This window comes from Stenotrophomonas rhizophila, from assembly GCF_003651185.1.
GTDB lineage: Bacteria > Pseudomonadota > Gammaproteobacteria > Xanthomonadales > Xanthomonadaceae > Stenotrophomonas > Stenotrophomonas maltophilia_Z.
In genome coordinates this window covers 363,144-381,018 of the sequence record NZ_RCDC01000005.1, presented here as the reverse complement: position 1 = coordinate 381,018, position 17,875 = coordinate 363,144, and the positions used below count along the sequence as shown (strand labels likewise).

Annotated in this window: 17 protein-coding genes; 5 read left to right on the top strand and 12 right to left on the bottom strand. The window is 66.6% G+C overall.

The window, feature by feature from the left end:
* Positions 1–199 precede the first annotated feature (199 nt).
* Genes BCL79_RS13455 through BCL79_RS13445 form a run of 3 tightly spaced genes read right to left on the bottom strand, consistent with a single transcriptional unit; the run spans position 200 to position 2,629 of the window.
* Positions 200–511 carry a hypothetical protein gene (locus tag BCL79_RS13455; protein WP_121041938.1) on the bottom strand — a complete coding sequence of 104 codons (312 nt, stop codon included), beginning with the start codon at positions 509–511 and terminating at the stop codon, positions 200–202.
* A 55-nt stretch (positions 512–566) separates the two neighbouring features.
* Positions 567–1,118: a TetR/AcrR family transcriptional regulator gene (locus tag BCL79_RS13450; protein ID WP_121041936.1), complete on the bottom strand. Its 552-nt coding sequence runs from the start codon at positions 1,116–1,118 to the stop codon at positions 567–569.
* A 5-nt stretch (positions 1,119–1,123) separates the two neighbouring features.
* Entirely contained in the window at positions 1,124–2,629 is a 1,506-nt protein-coding gene (locus BCL79_RS13445) for an MFS transporter (protein ID WP_121041934.1), read from the bottom strand.
* Positions 2,630–2,839: 210 nt separating this feature from the next.
* Here BCL79_RS13445 and BCL79_RS13440 point away from each other — a divergent pair, with 210 nt between their 5' ends.
* On the top strand, positions 2,840–3,109 hold the full coding sequence (locus BCL79_RS13440) for a hypothetical protein (RefSeq protein ID WP_121041932.1): 270 nt from the start codon (positions 2,840–2,842) through the stop codon (positions 3,107–3,109).
* Positions 3,110–3,113: 4 nt separating this feature from the next.
* Here the strand turns inward: BCL79_RS13440 and BCL79_RS13435 are convergent, their stop codons facing one another.
* Both BCL79_RS13435 and BCL79_RS20325 read right to left on the bottom strand, forming a co-directional pair.
* Positions 3,114–3,449, bottom strand: a complete 336-nt coding sequence (locus BCL79_RS13435) for a hypothetical protein (protein WP_226956590.1) — start codon at positions 3,447–3,449, stop codon at positions 3,114–3,116.
* Positions 3,450–3,576: 127 nt separating this feature from the next.
* Positions 3,577–3,753, bottom strand: a complete 177-nt coding sequence (locus BCL79_RS20325; RefSeq protein ID WP_183073778.1) for a hypothetical protein — start codon at positions 3,751–3,753, stop codon at positions 3,577–3,579.
* A 270-nt stretch (positions 3,754–4,023) separates the two neighbouring features.
* Here BCL79_RS20325 and BCL79_RS13430 point away from each other — a divergent pair, with 270 nt between their 5' ends.
* The 3 genes from BCL79_RS13430 to BCL79_RS13420 all read left to right on the top strand — a co-directional run bounded on the left by BCL79_RS13430 (position 4,024) and on the right by BCL79_RS13420 (position 6,128).
* Positions 4,024–4,434, top strand: a complete 411-nt coding sequence (locus BCL79_RS13430) for a g-type lysozyme inhibitor (protein ID WP_121041930.1) — start codon at positions 4,024–4,026, stop codon at positions 4,432–4,434.
* Positions 4,435–4,489: 55 nt separating this feature from the next.
* Positions 4,490–5,158 (top strand): hypothetical protein, encoded by a 669-nt coding sequence (locus tag BCL79_RS13425; protein ID WP_121041928.1) that lies wholly within the window; start codon positions 4,490–4,492, stop codon positions 5,156–5,158.
* 97 nt (positions 5,159–5,255) lie between these two features.
* Positions 5,256–6,128, top strand: coding sequence for an endonuclease/exonuclease/phosphatase family protein (locus BCL79_RS13420; RefSeq protein WP_121041926.1), 873 nt, complete (start codon positions 5,256–5,258; stop codon positions 6,126–6,128).
* Positions 6,129–6,269: 141 nt separating this feature from the next.
* Here BCL79_RS13420 and BCL79_RS13415 read toward each other — a convergent pair whose 3' ends face one another.
* From BCL79_RS13415 to BCL79_RS13395, 5 genes are all read right to left on the bottom strand, one after another.
* The gene (locus BCL79_RS13415) at positions 6,270–7,700 is read right to left on the bottom strand and encodes an efflux transporter outer membrane subunit (RefSeq protein ID WP_121041924.1); all 1,431 of its coding nucleotides are present in this window, start codon (positions 7,698–7,700) and stop codon (positions 6,270–6,272) included.
* Positions 7,694–8,431 carry an SDR family oxidoreductase gene (locus BCL79_RS13410; RefSeq protein WP_121041922.1) on the bottom strand — a complete coding sequence of 246 codons (738 nt, stop codon included), beginning with the start codon at positions 8,429–8,431 and terminating at the stop codon, positions 7,694–7,696. Before BCL79_RS13410 ends, BCL79_RS13415 begins: the two co-directional genes overlap by 7 nt.
* Before the next feature lie 25 nt (positions 8,432–8,456).
* Entirely contained in the window at positions 8,457–11,627 is a 3,171-nt protein-coding gene (locus tag BCL79_RS13405) for an efflux RND transporter permease subunit (protein ID WP_121041920.1), read from the bottom strand.
* A 160-nt stretch (positions 11,628–11,787) separates the two neighbouring features.
* On the bottom strand, positions 11,788–12,999 hold the full coding sequence (locus BCL79_RS13400; RefSeq protein WP_121041918.1) for an efflux RND transporter periplasmic adaptor subunit: 1,212 nt from the start codon (positions 12,997–12,999) through the stop codon (positions 11,788–11,790).
* A gap of 90 nt (positions 13,000–13,089) precedes the next feature.
* Positions 13,090–13,863 carry an SDR family NAD(P)-dependent oxidoreductase gene (locus BCL79_RS13395; RefSeq protein WP_121041916.1) on the bottom strand — a complete coding sequence of 258 codons (774 nt, stop codon included), beginning with the start codon at positions 13,861–13,863 and terminating at the stop codon, positions 13,090–13,092.
* A gap of 366 nt (positions 13,864–14,229) precedes the next feature.
* Between BCL79_RS13395 and BCL79_RS13385 the strand changes: the two genes are divergently transcribed.
* On the top strand, positions 14,230–15,252 hold the full coding sequence (locus tag BCL79_RS13385; RefSeq protein WP_121041912.1) for a LysR family transcriptional regulator: 1,023 nt from the start codon (positions 14,230–14,232) through the stop codon (positions 15,250–15,252).
* A gap of 224 nt (positions 15,253–15,476) precedes the next feature.
* Here the strand turns inward: BCL79_RS13385 and BCL79_RS13380 are convergent, their stop codons facing one another.
* Entirely contained in the window at positions 15,477–16,172 is a 696-nt protein-coding gene (locus BCL79_RS13380; RefSeq protein WP_088432184.1) for an OmpA family protein, read from the bottom strand.
* A 151-nt stretch (positions 16,173–16,323) separates the two neighbouring features.
* Entirely contained in the window at positions 16,324–17,739 is a 1,416-nt protein-coding gene (locus BCL79_RS13375) for a cryptochrome/photolyase family protein (protein WP_121041910.1), read from the bottom strand.
* Positions 17,740–17,875: the final 136 nt, after the last annotated feature.

The window sequence follows — 17,875 nt, the reverse complement described above, 5'->3', positions numbered from 1 at the left end:
GGGGTACGGCTGGGGGTACAGACCCCGCTTCCGGCGCGCCGCCCCTTGCCGCGTAAGGCTCGGCCGGGCGAGTAAGGTAGAGCCCACCTCCACCAATTAGCCGTTTCGACGGTGCATCAAAGGCTGGAACCCTAGAGAAATCGAAGGTCCCGGCCTTTTTTGTGCCCGTCTTCCGCCAGCGAGACAGCCGCTCAGCCCATCACGGCAACGTAAACTTCCGCGCCATCCGCAGCGGCCACACCGAAGTGAACTGCGCACCACCCACCAGCCGGTACGCCGCCGACACACTGTGCAGCACGCCCATCCCCTCCAGCACATCCTTGGTCTTCCGGAACGTGGGGCGCGGATCCGCGGTGAACATGAAAAGGTTGATCTCTTTCGCGCTGACGTCGTAGCCGTCCAGCGTGGCGGCCTTGCCGAGCGCGTTGGTCAGCTCGGCCTCCAGCGTGGCCAGAAAGGCCTCGTCGTCCAGCGACTTTCGCCAGAACTTGATCACAAGCTGGTAATCCATCAGGCGTTCCCGTCGTTCAAGAAGTGAACCGCCAAGGGTACCCGCATGGCAGACATCACGCTGTCTTCGAGGCGGCGGCAATCATCTGCGCCAGCCGGTCGGCGATGGCCTGCCGCACCTCCGGCGCCAGCCGCGAGCGCGATAGCGCTTCGAACACCCACATGCCGTCGGCGGCGAGCTTGGCGATGAACAGGTCCAGCGCGGCCGGGTCGCTCAGGTCCTGCGGCGTGGGCGGCGACCAGCGTTCGACCACATCGGTCCACGGCTGCATGTTCTCGTCGGTGGCGGCCGCGTCGAACATCAGCTGCAGTTCGGCCCGGGTGGCCGTCTGCGCGCAGGTGAGCGCGTAGGCCTGGTAGCGCTCAGTGGTCTCCGCCTCGTCGGCAGGTTTGCCCGCGGCATCGATCATGCTCGCCTCCCACACGCCGGCCAGGTGCTGGTGGATGCCCTGGAGCAGCGCATCGCGCGAGGGGAAGTGGTACAGCAACCCGCCCCGGGCGATGCCGGATTCGGCAGCGACGGCTTCGAAAGTGAGCGCTGTGATGCCGTCGCGTTCGATCACGCGGACGGCGGCATCCAGGATGTTGGTTCGGTTGCTCGGGCGCATGGGCTTCAGTGGGCGTGGGAGACGGTGGTGGCGTTGCCGGGGCCATGGCGGCGCAGCAGCACGCCGGTGACGACGGTACCGAGCAGCAGCACGGCGGCGATCACATACAGTATCCAGACATAGCTGGCATCGTAGGCGCTGGCGGCAGCACGTAGCCAGCCTGCATCGGCACCGGGCTGCGCGGCCAGTGCGAACGCCTGCTGGATGCTCTCGCCCGCCGCAGCGTCCACACCGTCCGGCAGCGTCACGGTGGCCGAGTACAGCGCAGCGATCAGGCTGCCCAGCAGGGAGACCGCGAACAGGCTGCCGAATTCATAGGACACCTCCTCCACCGAGGAGGCCATGCCGGCGCGGTGCGGGGGCACGTTGCCGATGATCGCAGTCGAGGCCACGGAGATGGTGGCGCCCATGCCCAGCCCGGTGAGCAGCAGCCCGGCGATGGTCCAGCCGAGGTCGCTGCCGAACGTCATCGCCACCAGCAGCACGCCCGCGGTGCCTGCGCCCAGCCCACCGGTGATCAGCGGCAGCAGCCCGACGCGGTGAAGGAACATGCCACCGAAAATGGCGCTGGGCAGGCACCCGATCGCCACCACGGACACCAGCAGGCCGGCCTGCAAGGGGGTGTAGTCGGCGACCAGCTGGAAGCGCTGGGTGGTCAGCAACTGCAGGCCGGCGATCGCGAACATCGCAAACGCCGCAGAGAGCACACCGGCCAGGAACGGCGCATTGCGGAAGATGGCCACGTCGAGCATCGGATACGGCAGGCGGCGCTGGCGGCGCAGGAACAGCACCAGCCCCACCACGAATACCAGCGCCGCACCGGCTGCGAGCAGCCCGTTCGGCGGCGCGTGCGCGACCTCCTTGATCGCCACCACCAGCCCGGACAAGGCGACCAGGCTGAGCAACGAGGAGATCAGGTCCCACGGTTTGCCTGCATCGGGCGTGCCGTGCGGCGCGAACAGCACCGCCCCGACCATGGCCAGCAGCACGATCGGCACATTGATCAGAAACACCGCGCCCCACCAGAAGTGCGCCAGCAGCACGCCACCGACGATCGGGCCGAGGGCGCTGCCGATGATGGAGATACAGCCCCACACGGCGATGGCCAGGTTGCGCTCGCGCTCGTCTTCGAAGGTCAGGCTGATCAGCGCCAGCGTGGCGGGCATCATCGCCGCCGCGCCCACGGCCAACAGCGCGCGCGCGGCGATCAGCAGATTGGCGTCCGGCGCGAACGCGGCCAGCAGCGAGGCGATACCGAAGATCGCCAGGCCGATCAGGAACATGCGGCGGTGCCCCAGGCGATCGCCCAGCGTACCGGCACCCAGCAGCAGGCCAGCCATCACCAGGGGATAAGCGTTGATGATCCACAGACCCTGCAGCGGGGTCGCGCCCAGTTCCTTGGTCAGCGTGGGCAAGGCGGTGTACAGCACCGAATTGTCGAGCGTGATCAGCAGCAGGCCGGCGGCGACGGTGAGAAGCAGGCTCCAGCGCTGGGTCTTGGTCGGGGTCATGGGGCCTCAGAGGGGGCAACGGGATCGTAACTATACAGGACGTCCTGTCCTGTTTGGCCGGATGCCGCCGACGCGTTCAGCCTGCGGCGACACACCGTCTGCGCACTGCGCGCTGGCCGGTGTGCCGGCCCAACTGCGTTTACCTCATTGCAGGGGGCTCACCCGGGCAGGCAGGCGCCTGCCCGGTATGGACTGGGTCGGGGGAACGCTATGGACGGACAGAAAGAGGCTTTTCGGCTGGCGCATGCCGAGTTGGCGCAGTGCTGGGCAGGCGGGATGTCAGCCGCCGAGCGCTGGGCGGTGTATGACGCCATCCATGATCGACTGGTCGCTCAGTGGCCTGCCGAGGCCCATCGCATCGTCGGCATGATGGTGATGTGGGTGACCGAGATCCGCGGCACCTGCCCTGCTCCGTATCGCACGGCAGATGCGGGCCTGAGTGACAGCCCGCCGCTGCGCGCGTGCCGTATCGATTCGTGAGGGGCTACGGCGCCGTCGGCTGGAACGGATCGGTATGGCCGGCCACTTCCATGTTGATGGCATTGATCAGGGCCGACACGGCGGTCGCCAGGCGGCGGCTGTCGGCGATGGAGCCGAAGAACAGAATCGAGGTGCCGTCCAGTTCGACCCCAGCCAGGCCAAGTTCGCCCTTGAGCGCGGCCACGCGTTCGTCGAACAGCGCCAGCCAGTGGGCATCGGGCACAACATCAAGCATGGCCACAATGGCCTCATCCGCGCCGTGATCGACAATGGTCTGCAATGTCGGGACGTCGAAACCCAGCAGGCGCGGCACGCTGCTGTCCGGTACGGGGATGCTCATGCGGGCATGGTAGCCGGTCAGCCGGGCGGGTGCCCGAAGACGTTCAGGAACACGCGATGCTTTCTCGCTGGCCGCAACACAAACGGCCCGGCCAACCCGGCCGGGCCACGGTGCGTACGGACCCGTTTTATTCTTCCTGATCGCTCTGCTGGCCCGAGCGCTGGCCCTGCTGATCCTGGTCCTGCTGTTGCTGCTGCTTCTGGGCATCGCGATCGCGCTGATCCTGCTGCTCCTGCTGGCCCTGCTGCGGGGCGTTGCGCTGCGGATCATTCTGACCCTGCTGCGGGTTCGGGGTGTTGGCCATTGCCGTATCTCCGGTGTTCGGCATCGAAGTGGTGCCGGTGAATCCACGCTAGGCCTGCCGGCGTTACCCATGTGTGCGTGATGGGCGCTTGTGCATGCACGCGCCGGGCACCTGCGTAAACAATTCAGAACGCACTGGAAAGCGACACCGATAGAGCACATTGCGTTCATCACCCGTCGGCGGTGAACCACAGCGCCTCGACAATCCCTTGATCGGGTCGCGCTCATGCTCGAGACGAAACACCCCTGTCGGGGCCACCAAGGACATGCCATGACGCCGCTCCGCTCGCTGCTGTTGACCACCCTGCTCGCCCTGACGCCGATGCTGGCCACCGCGGCGGACAAGGTCACCACCACCCCCGTGCACTTCACCAAGGGCGCCAGCAGCGCCACCGTGCGCGGCACGTTGTCCGGCTATGACACCGTCCGCTACACGATCGCCGCGCGCGCCGGCCAGACCATGGCGGTGACCATCGACGGTAGCCCGAATGCCAACTTCAATGTGTTTGCGCCCGGCGTGACGCCCGGCCAGGGGGAGGCACTGGGCAGCAACAACGAGAAGCGCCGCTGGAGCGGCACCCTGCCGACCACCGGCACCTATGTCGTACAGGTCTACCAGATGCGTGCCCAGGCGCGTCGCAATGAAAAAGCACCGCACAGCCTGACGGTCGCGATCCGCTGAGCCCTGCCCCGGGTATCCTCGGCGTTGTCGGCTTCTTCCTCGCAAGGACCCCGGGATGGACTTCCTCAAACTGCTGCGGTCGCTGGAAGAGTTTCTCTACGAGCTGTGCACCTGGTTCCTGTTTTTTCCGCGCACGCTGTACCGCGTGATCGTGTATCCGCGGCGGATGGCCCAGTACGTGGATACCGAGCTGGAGGAAAAACTGGAGCGCCAGTTCGACGATGCGATCAGCCCGCCCATGTTCCTGATGCTGGCGGTGCTGGTCGCGCACGGGGTGGAGCTGATGCTGCACCAGCAGGTGGTCGGCACCGGGGCGTTGTCGCGCTCGATCTTTGACAATGAGGAGAGCCTGCTGCTGTACCGCTCGATCACGTTCGCGATCTGGCCGCTGGTGACCACCACGCACCTGCTGCGTCGCAAGCACGTGCCGATGACCCGCGAGTCGCTGCGACGCCCGTTCTTCATGCAGTGCTACCTGACCGCGCCGTTCGCGGTGGCGCTGTCCACCAGCATGGTGTTCGTGCGGCTTCCGGGCCAGTTGTCGACCACGCTGGGCATCGCGGTCGGCGTGCTCGCCGCGCTCTGGTATGCGGTGGTGCAGGCCGGGTGGCTGAAGATCGCGCTGCAGCGCTCTTGGTTGAACACGATCCTGTCCACGGTGTGGGTGCTGGTGTTGGGGGCAGCGATCAATATGACGATCGGCGTGATCCTGCTTTCGAGCTGAGGGCGCCACCCCGACCAACCGCCATGTCCCGCATATCCTTTCCCTGCCCATCCATGCGACCCTTTGGGAACGATTTCATGGAATGGAGGGATTCCACATGCTGTCTCGTTTCCATCGGCCCGCGCTGCTGGCCCTGATGATGTTCGCCGCCCCGCTGGGCAGCGCCTGGGCGCAGGCACCGGACGCATTGAAGGTGATGTCTTTCAACGTACGCACACCGGCCGACACCGATCCGGGCAAGCGCTGGGAAGACCGCCGCGATGCGATGGTCACGCTGATCCGTGAGCAGAAGCCCGAGGTGATCGGCACCCAGGAGCTGGTGCAGAAACAGGGCGAGTATCTGGTTGCCCACCTGCCGGGCTACACCCTGTTCGGCAGGGACCGCCGCGGCGGCAACGGCGACGAACACATGGGCGTGCTGTACGACACGGCGCGCCTGAAAGTGCTGGAATCGGGGGACTTCTGGCTCTCCGATACACCGGACGTGCCGGGCAGCATCACCTGGGGCAACCTGTTCCCGCGCATGGTGACCTGGGCACTGTTCCAGCGTCATGCCGATGGCCAGCGCTTCTATCTGTTCAACACCCACCTGCCCTACCGTGATGAAGATGAGCCGCGCCGCGTACTCGGCGCGAAGCTGATCGTCTCGCGGCTGGCCACACTGCCCAAGGACATCCCGGTGGTGGTCACCGGCGATTTCAACAGTGAGCCCGGTAGTGAGACCTACAAGGCGTTTACCGCTGCGTTGGGCGATGCGCGAAAACTCGCCGCCAAGGTCGACGGCCCGCGCCTGACCTTCCATGATTTCACCGGCAAGCCGACGGTGGAACTGGACTGGATCCTGGTGCGCGGTTTCAGCGTGGACCACTTCAGCACGCTGGACCAGAAACCCGGTGGCGTGCTGCCGTCGGATCACTACCCGGTGCAGGCGGAACTGCGGTTCCCCGTGCCCACACCGACGGGCAAGTAAGGACACGCGCGATGGGCGGTCACTGCACCGTCCATCGGCTTGCCCCGGCCGCGCAGCGGCCCTGCGCTTACAGCAATTGACGGCTGTTGCTCAGCCTTCCATCGGGACGGCGCCCTCGCCGTCCCGTTCCCAATGGTGCGGTCAGCGCTGGGTGACCGCCACCGGGGTATTGGCCGCGTCCTGCTGCTGGCCCCAGCCACCCAAGGCCTTGTACACACCGACCACGCTGACGTTGACCGTGGATTCGGCCTCGGCCAGCGCGTCATCCGCAGCGAGCTGCGTGCGCTGTGCATCCAGCAGGGTCAGGAAGTCTTCCGAGCCCTCGCGGAAGCGGATCTGCGCCAGCTCCTCGGCGCGCCCTGCCGCCTGGGCCTGCTCGGCGACGATCGCCAGGCGGGCCTGCTGCTTGGCGTAACGCGTCAGTGCGTTCTCGGTGTCTTCCAGTGCCAGCAGCACGGCCTTTTCGTACTCGGCCGCGGCACCGTCGGCCTGTGCCTTGCTCGCGCGCAGACGTGCCTTCACCGTGCCGAAATCGAACGCGGCCCAGCTGATCGACGGGGTCACCGACCACGCCTTGTTGTTGCCGTTGACCAGGCCACTGGCGTCGCCGGACAGGAAGCCGACAAACCCGCTCAGGCTGATCCTCGGGAACAGGTCAGCCGTGGCCACGCCAACGCGTGCGGTCGCCGCGGCCAGCCGACGCTCGGCCACGCGCACATCGGCGCGCTGACGCAACAGATCGGTGGTGTCGCCCAACGGCAACGCCTTGGCGTACGGCTGCATCTCGCGCGGCTGCAGCAGGCTGTCCAGCGCGTCCGGGCGCTGGCCCAGCAGCACCGCCAGGCGATGACGCGACTGCACCTCGGCCACTTCCAGCAGCGGGATGTCGGCCTCGATCGCCTTCAGGCGCGCACGGCTGCTCTGCACATCCAGTTCGCTGCCGGCACCGAGTTCCCACCGGGTTTCGGTGAGCTTCTGGGTGTCGCGCAGGTTGACCAGCGTGCGTTTTGCCACCGCGATGCGCTTCTGGGTACCGCGCAGCTCGAAGTAGTTGCGGGCGACTTCGGCGGCGACGGTGACCTGTGCATCGGCGAGGTTGTCCTGCTCGGCGCCCAGGTCCGCGCGCGCCGCTTCGGCGGCACGGCGCTGGCGGCCGAACAGATCCAGCTCCCAGCCGGCATCGAAGCCGAGCTGGTAGCTTTCGCTGAAGACGCGCTCGCCACCGACGGTGGCATCCGGCTGCTTGCGACGGTCGTAGCTGCCACCACTGGTGACATGCGGCAACTGGTCCAGGCGCTGCTCGACGAACACCGCGCGGGCCTCACGCACGCGCGACATCGCGATGCGCAGGTCCAGGTTGGTACCCAGTGCGTCATGCACCAGCTGCTCCAGCACCGGGTCGTCGAACTGGGCCCACCAGCTCGCCACCGGCGAGGTGGTGGTGAACACCGGCGCGGCGGCGCCCTGCAGGGTCACCGGCTCGGCCGGCGGCGCCTGGTAGTTGGGGCCGACGCTGACGCAGCCGGCCAGCAGCGCGCTGGTCACGGCCACGGTCAACAGGCGGATCACCATGGCAGCACCTCGCCGAGGTAGGTGAAGCTGCCGTTCGGGCCATCGGCATCGATCAGTGCCATGCCGACGCTGGAACGCGCGCCTTCGCTGATTTCGATCTCACCCTCGCCACCGTTCATGTCGGTTTTGACGTAGCCCGGATGCACGGTGTTGACCTTGGTGGTGCTCTCGCGCAGCTCATAGGCCAGCTGCACGGTCCAGGCATTCACCGCGCTCTTGGAGGCGTTGTAGGCCGGCACCGCGAAGCCATAGATCGGCGAACCCGGCTGGCTGTGCAGGGTCAGCGAGCCCAGGATGCTGGAGACGTTGACGATGCGGCCGGCCGGCGAGGCATTGAGCAGCGGCAGGAAGGCCTGGGTGACGGCGATCACCGCGAACACGTTGGTGTCGAAGGTATCGCGCCAGGTCTGCAGGGTCTGCGCCGAGGGGGCCAGCTTGATGTCGTCGAGCAGGATGCCGGCGTTGTTGACCAGGATGTCCAGGCGGCCGTGGCGCTCGGTCACGGTCTGCACGGCGGCGGCGATGCTGGCGGCATCACCGACGTCGAGCTGGATCGCTTCCACCGGCAGGCCCTCGGCCTGCAGCTTCAGCGCCTCGGCCACGGCGACGTCGCGCTTGCGCCCGGCCAGCAGCGTATGCACGCCGGCCTGGGCCAGCTGACGGACGGTTTCCAGGCCGATGCCGCGGGTGGCACCGGTGACCAGGGCGATCTTTTGGGTAGCGGTATTCATAGGAAAAACCTCGCGGGGGAAGGAATCAGTGGTGGATGGTCGGTTCGCCGTGGGTCACCAGCTGCCCGCCGCCATTACGGCTGACGAACTTGCGCAGGGCCACGTAGAACACCGGGGTCAGGAACAGGCCGAACAGGGTGACGCCCAACATGCCGGCGAACACCGTGATACCGGTCACCGAGCGGACTTCCGCACCGGCGCCATGCGAGATCACCAGCGGGATGGTGCCGGCGATGAACGCGATGGAGGTCATCACGATCGGGCGCAGACGCAGGCGGCACGCTTCCAGTGCAGCCTCCACGATGCCCTTGCCGCCCATTTCCAGTTCTCGGGCGAACTCGACGATCAGGATGGCGTTCTTGCATGCCAGGCCCATCAGCACCACCAGGCCGACCTGCACGAACACGTTGTTGTCACCGCCCGTCATCCATACGCCGAACAACGCAGACAGCAGGGTCATGGGAACAATCAGGATCACCGCCAGCGGCAGCGACCAGCTTTCATACAGCGCGGCCAGCACCAGGAACGCCAGCAGGATCGCCACCGGGAACACGATGAAGGCGGCCTTGCCCTGGGTGGCCTGCTGGTAGCTCAGGTCGGTCCACTCGGTCTGCATGCCCACCGGCAGCACCTTGCCGGCGATTTCGGTCAGCTTGGTCATCGCCTCGGCCGAGGACAGCATCCGCGGGTCGGCTTCGCCGGCCAGATCGGCCGCCGGGTAACCGTTGAAGCGCAGCACCGGGTCCGGGCCGTAGGTCTGCTTCACGGTGACCATGGAGCCGATCGGCACCATCTCGCCGCGGTTGTTGCGGGTGCGCAGGCGACCGATGTCTTCCACGCTGTCACGGAACTGGCCGTCGGCCTGGGCGATCACCTGCCAGGTGCGACCGAACTGGTTGAAGTCGTTCACGTACGCCGAGCCCAGGTAGGTCTGCAGCGTGTCGAACAACTCGGTCAACTCCACGCCCTGGGCCTTGGCCTTGACGCGGTCCACTTCGGCATCCAGCTGCGGCACGTTGGCCTGGTAGCTGGTGATCGGGAACGCCATGCCCGGGGTCTGCGCGACGGCGCCCTGCATCGTGCTCACTGCAGTCTGCAGTGCGCCGTAGCCGAGGTTGCCGCGGTCCTGGATGAACATCTGGTAGCCGTTGCCGTTACCCAGGCCGAGGATCGGCGGCGGCATCATGGAGAACGCGAAGCCCTCCTGCAGCCCGGCGATCTTGGCGTTGATCTCGGCATTGATCTGCGCGGCGGTGCGTCCCTTGCGCTCACTGAACGGCTTGAGCGGAACGAACGCTACACCGGTGTTGGGCGTGTTGGTGAACTGCAGCGCGTTTAGACCCGGGAACTGGATCGTGTGCGCCACGCCATCGGTGTTGCGCGCGATCTCGGCGACCTTGGCCAGCATGGCGTCGGTACGTGCGATCGAGGAGCCTTCCGGCAGCTTCACACCGGCGATCAGGTACAGCTTGTCCTGGGTCGGAATGAAGCCGGCCGGCACCGCCTTGAACATCAGGCCGGTGGCCAGCAGCAGGCCGGCATACACCACGAACACCAGGCCACGGCGGCCCAGCAGGCGGCCGACCGAACCGTGGTACTTCTCCGAGCTGGTCTTGAAGAAGCGGTTGAACGGACGGAAGATCCAGCCGAACAGACGATCGATCAGACGGGTCAGGCCATCCTTCGGTGCACCGTGCGGCTTGAGCAGACGTGCGGCCAGGGCCGGCGACAGGGTCAGCGAGTTGATCGCCGAGATCACGGTCGAGATGGCGATGGTGACGGCGAACTGCTTGTAGAACGCACCGGTCACGCCCGACAGGAACGCCATCGGCACGAATACGGCACACAGCACCAGCGCGATCGCCACGATCGGCCCGGAGACTTCACGCATCGCCTGGTGTGCCGCGGCCAGCGGGGTCAGGCCTTCTTCGATGTTGCGCTCGACGTTCTCCACCACCACGATCGCGTCATCGACCACGATGCCGATCGCCAGCACCAGCCCGAACAGGGTCAAGGTGTTGATCGAGAAGCCCAGCACGTACAGCGCCGCAAACGTACCCACGATGGACACCGGCACGGCGATCAGCGGAATGATCGAGGCGCGCCAGGTCTGCAGGAACAGGATCACCACCAGCACCACCAGCGCGATCGCTTCCAGCAGCGTGGAGACCACGGCCTTGACCGAATCGCGCACGAAGATCGTGGTGTCATACACCGCTTCGTATTTCACACCCGGCGGGAACTGCTTGGTCAGCTCATCCATGGTGTGGATGACCGAGTCGCGGATCTCCAGCGCGTTGGCACCCGGGGCCTGGAAGATACCGATGCCGACCGCGTTCTTGCCATCCAGCTGCGAACGCAGCGTGTAGTCACCGGCGCCGAGTTCCAGGCGCGCGACATCGGACAGGCGCACCACTTCACCGTCGTCACCGGCCTTGAGCACGATGTCGCGGAATTCCTGTTCGGTACGCAGGCGGCCCTGGGCGTTGATCAGGGTCAGGAAGTCGCTGCTCGGCATCGGCTCGGCGCCGAGCTGGCCGGCCGAGACCTGCACGTTCTGCTCGCGCATCGCACGCACCACATCGCTGGCGGTCAGGCCACGGGCGGCGATCTTGTCCGGGTCCAGCCACGCACGCATCGCGTAGTCACCGCCACCGAACATCTGCGCATCGCCGACGCCCTGCAGGCGTGCCAGCGAATCCTTGACGTGCAGGCGCGCGTAGTTGCGCAGGTACAGCGAGTCGTACTTGCCGTCCGGGGAGGTCAGGTGGACCACCATCAGGAAGGTCGGCGACTGCTTCTGGGTGGAGACACCCTGGCGGCGCACGTCTTCCGGCAGGCGCGCCTGCGCCTGGGCCACACGGTTCTGCACCTTGACCGCGGCTTCGTCCGGATCGGTGCCCGGGCGGAAGGTCACGGTCATCTGCAGCACGCCGTCAGAGCCGGCGACGGACTTGATATACATCATGTCCTCCACGCCGTTGATCGCTTCTTCCAGTGGCGTGGCCACGGTTTCAGCAATCACCTTGGGGTTGGCGCCCGGGTACACCGTGCGCACCACCACCGAGGGCGGCACCACTTCGGGGTACTCGCTGATCGGCAGCATCGGGATCGCGATCAGGCCGGCGGCGAAGATCACGATCGACAGCACCGCCGCGAAGATCGGCCTGTCAATGAAAAAACGGGAAAAGTCCATGGGTGGATTCCTGGGGTTTCACCAGCGCCGGCGTGCACGACCCCGGCCGCTGTCGCAGGCGACAGCGGTGGCGGGTTCCCCTGCACGGGGCGATGGCAGTCACGGTAGAGCCGACCGTTGGTCGGCTGCTATGTAGAACCGACGGTCAGTCGGCTGCCCTTCAATTCTTTGCAACAGCCGGCGCGGCTACCGGTGCGGCAACCGGCTGCATCGCAACGGCCTTGGCCTGAACCGGCATGCCGGGCATGAAGACTTTCTGCACGCCGTCGATGATCACGCGGTCACCGGCCTTCAGGCCCTGCTCGACGATCCGCAGGCCGTCGGCGTTGCGGCCGAGCTGGATATCACGGCGCTGTGCCTTGTTGTCCTTGTCGACCACGTAGACGAACTTGCGGTCCTGGTCGGTCAGCACGGCCTTGTCATCGATCAGCATGGCCTGGAACTGGCCGCTGCCCAGCAACTGCACGCGGGCGAACAGCCCCGGGGTGAAGGCGCGGTCGGCGTTGTCCAGCAGCGCGCGGACCCGGATGGTGCCGGTGCTGCGGGTGACCTGGTTGTCCAGGAAATCGACCTTGCCTTCATGCGGGTAGCCGTCCTCACCGGACAGGCCGACCTTCACCGGCAGTTCGCTGTCGCGCTCGCTCGGGCGTTCCCCCTTGCGGGCCATCTGGGCGTAGCGCAGGAAGGTGCCTTCATCGGCATCGAAGTACACATGCACCTTGTCCAGCGAGACCAGCGTGGTCAGCACGCTGGCGCTGTCGCCGGCGGTGACCAGGTTGCCGGCGGTCACCATCGCGCGGCCGGCACGGCCGTTGATCGGGGCGCGCACCTGGGTGAATTCCATGTTCAAGCGCGCTGCATCCACCGCCGCCTGCGCGGCTTGGACCTGCGCCAGGGCCTGCTCGGACACGGCACGGCGCTGTTCCCAGGTCTCCGTGGAAATCGCCTGCTGGTCGGACAGGCGGCGGGCACGGTCGGCTTCGCTGCGACTCACCTGGGCCTGGGTGCGCGCGCGGTTGAGCTCGGCGGTGGCGCGGTCCAGCTCGGCGCGGTAGCTGCGTGCGTCGATGGTGAACAGCACATCGCCCTTCTTGACCTCCTGGCCTTCGACATAGTTGACCTTGTCGATGTAGCCGGAGACGCGCGGGCGCAGTTCAACGCTTTCGACCGCTTCGACGCGGCCGCTGAAGTCGTCCCACTGGCTGACCTGCTTGACCAGCACCGGGGCGGCACTGACCGAGGGCGGCGGCGGCATGCCGGCTTCCTCAGCGTGGCTGCCACTGCAGGCGGTCAGCACCGCGGCGGCAAGGATGGAAACGCCGGCCATGGCCAGCCGTCGGGTGAAACGATGCGGGGAGGAGTTGGAAGTCATGTCATGCATCCGTACGTAGGGGTGGTGATACAGAATCGAAAACGTGGGCGACGTGGGGGGCGTAGCCTGGGACCTGAACCTTGGTAGAGGTCAAGCAGTGCCGGCCGTGTTGCGCGACATCGGCGGAGGGCGGTCCAGATGCAGCAGCCCGCGCGGCAGTTCGGCATCGCGTGCATCGCAGCGCACGATGGCGCGGTTGTCGGTGCAGTTGTCGAGCAGCGAGACCACACGCCGGCCAACCAGCAGCGCGCTCGGCCATTCGATGCAGGCCTTGGCGGCATTGGCCGGGGTGCACACCGGATCGCACACTTCCAGCATCTGCGCGCGCACGCCCAGTGCCTGGGCTTCCTGGTGCAGCACCTGCGCGTACATGCGGGTGGCGGACATGGTGATGGAGGACTCACCGTGCCCGGCCCACGGTTTGAAGCCGGCCGGCCCGCCAACCAGCACGTAGCGCCGTACCTGGGCGCCACCGCGCACCAGCGGCAGCAGATGGCGGCCGGCATGCACGTGCGGCATCACGTCGGCCTGCAGCGCCTGCAACAGCGCATCGCCGCTGCGGTCGGTCACCCGCCCACGGTTGTACGGCCCGCCCATCGCATCCACCACCGCGGCGAGCGCGCGGGCACGTCCGCCGACGCGCTCGGCCACGGTCCGCGCCGAGCCGTCGTCGCCCAGCGAACCGAGCAGGACCTCCAGCCCCGGCTCATCGGCGAACTGCTCCTGCAGCGCGGCCAGCCGGCCGGGGTCGCGGCCGACCACCAACACGGGGCTGCCGGCCTCCAGCAAGGCCGCCACGATCCCCTGGCCCACGCTGCCGGTGCCACCGAGCACCAGCACCTCGGGGGCCAATGTCCCATTCATGGGACTTTCACTCCCGTCGCCGGGATAATCCCAATTCGGCCCAGTCGGTCGCCATTGCGGGCGCCCAGCCGGAAGCTGCCGCCGCGCTGCATGTTGGCAGGCGGGGTGAACTCCCGAAAAGCCTTACGGGACAAGGAACCCGGACGGACTTCCACGGTCATCGCGAGGTCCAGCGGGGCGTTGGGGCCGCTACGCAGGCGGCCAAGAATGTTCCGCAACCACATGGTTGTCGTCCTTCATATCTGGAATGGCGCCAGATTAGTCCTCAAACTCCCCCTTGATTAGTCCGGATTTAGGGGAATAATCATCCCGTGCCCGGCACAATCATTTGCGGCACTCTCTCCCTCCCCGACTTTGGATCCCGTCATGGCCCACGATCTCAACGACACGCTGATCTTCGTCAAAGTGGTCGAGCAAGGCAGTTTCATCGCCGCCGCCACTGCACTGGGGTTACCCAAGACGACGGTCAGCCGCAAGGTGCAGGAACTGGAAACGCGCCTCGGCGCGCGTCTGCTGCACCGGACCACCCGCCGCCTCGGCCTCACTGAAGCGGGCTCGGTCTATCACGAGCACTGCCAGCGCATCGCACGCGAGCTGGAAGAAGCCGAAGGCGCGGTCAACCAACTGCAGTCCGGCCCGCGCGGCTGGCTGCGCTTCACCGTGCCCTACTCGATCGGCATCACCTGGATCGCGCCGCTGCTCGGCCAGTTCCATGCGCAGTACCCGGAAATCCAGCTGGACATGCATCTGGGCAACGAGAAGCTCGACCTGATTGCCGGTGAAGCGGATCTGGCGCTGCGCGTGGGCACCCTGCCCGACTCCAACCTGGTGGCGCGCAAGCTTGGCAGCCTGCGCACGCAGGTGTTTGCCAGCCCGGCCTACATCGAACGCTATGGCGAGCCGCTGCACCCGGATGAACTGCAGTTCCACCGCATCCTGGCGATGCGCAAGGCCCGCAACCTCAACAACAACCGCTTCTTCTGGCAGTTGGGCGAGAACGGCGGCGAACTGCTGGATTTCCCGGTGAATCCGCTGCTGGTGGCCAATGATCCGTCCGCATTGAACGGCGCACTGGTGTGCGGCGAAGGGTTGCTGTTGACCGGTGACGTGATGGCCAAGCCGTTCGTCGAATCGGGGATGGTGCGCCGCGTGCTGGCCGGCTGGACCGGGCCGGAAGTGGACTTCAACGCGGTGTTCGCCGGCGGCCGGCTGGTCTCGCCGAAGGTGCGCGCGTTCGTCGATTTCCTGGTCGAGAAGATGAACTTCGACGCAAACTACATGCTGGCCCAGTGCCCGGCCGCGAAGCTGGCCAAGCAGCAGCAGACGCAGGTGGAAACCGAGCTGCAGGCGGCCGGGAAGCGGATTCTGGAGACGGTGACCGCAGGGTGATGCTGGCGATGCTTCATCGGCGCAGTGCCGTTTGAACGACAACGCCGCCCTTGGGCGGCGTTGTCGTTTGGGCGGTGCGGTCGTGTGGGTGTGCGAGCGGACGGAGTTGTTCCGGGCGTACCGGCCAGCGGCCGGTACCTACAAAAAATGCCGCCTGTAAGGGCGGCATTTTCGTGTTGCGAACCTGGGCTCGCAACACGCAATAACAGCGCGCTGGCGCGCTGTTATTGCTGCAAGGGAATCACACGGATCTCGACGCGGCGGTTCTGCGCGCGGCCGGCATCGGTGTTGTTGTCGGCAATCGGGTAGGCCTTGCCGGCACCGAGGGTTTCGATGCGGGCACGCTGCACACCCTGGCCGGCCAGATAGGCGGCGACCGAGTCGGCGCGTTCCTTGGAGAGGCGGTTGTTGACTGCGTCGCTGCCGATGCTGTCGGTGTGGCCGACCACTTCGATCATGGTCTGGTTGTACTCGGCCAGCGTGCTGGCCACGCCGTTGAGCGAGCTGTAGAACTGCGGCTTCAGCGTGGACTTGCCGAAATCGAAGGTGATGCCGTCCGGCAGGTTCAGGACCAGGTTGTCGCCATTACGGGAGACGTCGATACCGGTGTTGGCGGTACGTTCGCGCAGCGCGCGTTCCTGACGGTCCTGGTACTGGCCGACGGCCGCGCCGCTGAGTGCGCCGATACCGGCACCGATCATGGCGTGCTGGCGGCGCTCGGTGGCGCTGTTGCCGCTGAGCAGGCCGGCGGCGACGCCGACCGCGGTGCCGATCAACGCGTTGCGGCCGGTGCGGTTCTGCTGTTCAACGGGGTTGCCGTACTGGTCACTCTGCACGTAGGAGCCACCGGTGGCGCAGGCCGTCAGGGCGGCAGCAGTCATCAGGGCCAGGGCCACGTTGCGGGTTGCGGGTCGAATCATGAGGTTTCTCCTTGGTTACCGGACGGCGCCGGCGTGCGGGCCGTGAAGAGCATAAACAGCCCAACGCGATGCCGGCATGATGAATGGCACGCCCGGCAGCTCCCTGTTCAGGTAAACGGTTACGGCGAAAGCGACCTTTCCGGGACGCCGGTCACGCCCCGCCGGTATGCCGATACGCTGCCAACGCGGCATCCCGACCCTCGCTCAGATCCACCAGTGGCAATGTCGGGTAGCCCGGCGCGAGCTCGGCCAGCAGCTGCGGCGATTGCCACGGTGCGAAGCGGGCCTTCAACGGAAGCGCTTCCAGTTCCGGCACCCAACGAGTGATGTAACGTGCCTGCGGGTCGAACTTCTGCGACTGTGTGACCGGGTTGAAAATCCGGAAGTACGGCGCGGCATCCGCACCGGTGCCGGCGACCCATTGCCAGCCCATGGTGTTGTTGGCCAGGTCTGCATCGACCAGTGTGTCCCAGAACCAGCGCGCACCTGCGCGCCAATGCTGGCGCATGTGCTTGCACAGATAGCTGGCGACGATCATGCGCACGCGGTTGTGCATGTAACCGGTCGCCCACAGCTCACGCAGGCCGGCATCGACGATCGGGATGCCGGTGCGCCCCTGCTGCCAAGCCTGCAATGCCGCCGGGTCCGGCTTGGCCCACTGGAACTGATCGAAGCGCGGGTTGAGGTTGTGGTCCGGGGTCTGCGGAAAGTGATGCAGCAGGTGGTAGGAGAACTCACGCCAGCCCAGCTCGCGGATGTAGCCATCGATATCCGCATCGCGGCTGGCGCTGCGCTCGCCCTGCAGGCGACGCGCGATCTGCCACGGCGCGATCTCGCCGAAATGCAGGTGCGGCGACAACAGCGAGGTGCCGACCCGGTCCGGCAGATCACGCTGCTGGCGATAGCCGTTGAGGGCACCATCGATGAAAACGGTCAGCGCCTCGTGCGCGCCCGCCTCGCCGGGCTGCCAATGCGTCCAGAACTGCCGGTCCCACGCAATGGAGGGCGCAAGGTCGAGCGCGTCGACACTCTCGCCGCTGGCGCTGTGCGCGGGCAGCCGCTCGGGCAAGCGGGTCGGGGCCGGCAACTGCAGACGGGTCAGCGCATTGCGCCAGAACGGGGTGAACACCTTGTACGGGCCGCCCTGCTGGGTCGCCACATCCCACGGCTCGAACATCAGGCTGCCGTTATGGCTTTCGGCCTCGATGCCCTGCTCGCGCAGTTCCCGTTTGATCTTCGCATCGCGCGGCTGCGTGGCCGGCTCGTACTTGCGGTTCCAGTACACCGCGCCCGCACCGGTCTGCTCGATCAGCTGCTGCAGCTGTGCCTGACTGTCGCCTTGGCGCAGTACCAGCGACGAGCCGCTCGCACGCAGGTCCGCGTCGAGCGCGGCCAACGAGCGGTGCAACCAGGTGTTCGACGCGCCACCGGGCGCCCAGTCGCCTTCTTCGTGTGGCGCATGGATGTAGACCGGTACCGGCACATGGCCGGCATCCAGAGCGGCCTGCAGGGCCGGGTTGTCCTGCAACCGCAGGTCACGGCGAAACCACACCAATGCTACCGACACGAGACTACCCCGGAAGATTCGACAGGCAATGATAGCCAGTGCAGGTGAAGGAGAGGCAGCGATCGCGCGTGGATGGCCCGCACTGTTCCACATCGCCGCGCTTGACCTCAATCACGCTTGAGGTTCTATCGTGGCA

Bases quoted from the DNA above. Each gene is read 5' to 3' on its own strand.
- BCL79_RS13380 (WP_088432184.1), bottom strand. From the start codon at position 16,172: ATGATTCGACCCGCAACCCGCAACGTGGCCCTGGCCCTGATGACTGCT.
- BCL79_RS13435 (WP_226956590.1), bottom strand. From the start codon at position 3,449: ATGAGCATCCCCGTACCGGACAGCAGCGTGCCGCGCCTGCTGGGTTTC.
- BCL79_RS13410 (WP_121041922.1), bottom strand. From the start codon at position 8,431: ATGAATACCGCTACCCAAAAGATCGCCCTGGTCACCGGTGCCACCCGC.
- BCL79_RS13405 (WP_121041920.1), bottom strand. From the start codon at position 11,627: ATGGACTTTTCCCGTTTTTTCATTGACAGGCCGATCTTCGCGGCGGTG.
- BCL79_RS13385 (WP_121041912.1), top strand. From the start codon at position 14,230: ATGGCCCACGATCTCAACGACACGCTGATCTTCGTCAAAGTGGTCGAG.
- BCL79_RS13395 (WP_121041916.1), bottom strand. From the start codon at position 13,863: ATGAATGGGACATTGGCCCCCGAGGTGCTGGTGCTCGGTGGCACCGGC.
- BCL79_RS13455 (WP_121041938.1), bottom strand. From the start codon at position 511: ATGGATTACCAGCTTGTGATCAAGTTCTGGCGAAAGTCGCTGGACGAC.
- BCL79_RS13440 (WP_121041932.1), top strand. From the start codon at position 2,840: ATGGACGGACAGAAAGAGGCTTTTCGGCTGGCGCATGCCGAGTTGGCG.
- BCL79_RS13415 (WP_121041924.1), bottom strand. From the start codon at position 7,700: ATGGTGATCCGCCTGTTGACCGTGGCCGTGACCAGCGCGCTGCTGGCC.
- BCL79_RS13450 (WP_121041936.1), bottom strand. From the start codon at position 1,118: ATGCGCCCGAGCAACCGAACCAACATCCTGGATGCCGCCGTCCGCGTG.
- BCL79_RS13445 (WP_121041934.1), bottom strand. From the start codon at position 2,629: ATGACCCCGACCAAGACCCAGCGCTGGAGCCTGCTTCTCACCGTCGCC.
- BCL79_RS13420 (WP_121041926.1), top strand. From the start codon at position 5,256: ATGCTGTCTCGTTTCCATCGGCCCGCGCTGCTGGCCCTGATGATGTTC.
- BCL79_RS13430 (WP_121041930.1), top strand. From the start codon at position 4,024: ATGACGCCGCTCCGCTCGCTGCTGTTGACCACCCTGCTCGCCCTGACG.
- BCL79_RS13425 (WP_121041928.1), top strand. From the start codon at position 4,490: ATGGACTTCCTCAAACTGCTGCGGTCGCTGGAAGAGTTTCTCTACGAG.
- BCL79_RS20325 (WP_183073778.1), bottom strand. From the start codon at position 3,753: ATGGCCAACACCCCGAACCCGCAGCAGGGTCAGAATGATCCGCAGCGC.
- BCL79_RS13400 (WP_121041918.1), bottom strand. From the start codon at position 12,999: ATGACTTCCAACTCCTCCCCGCATCGTTTCACCCGACGGCTGGCCATG.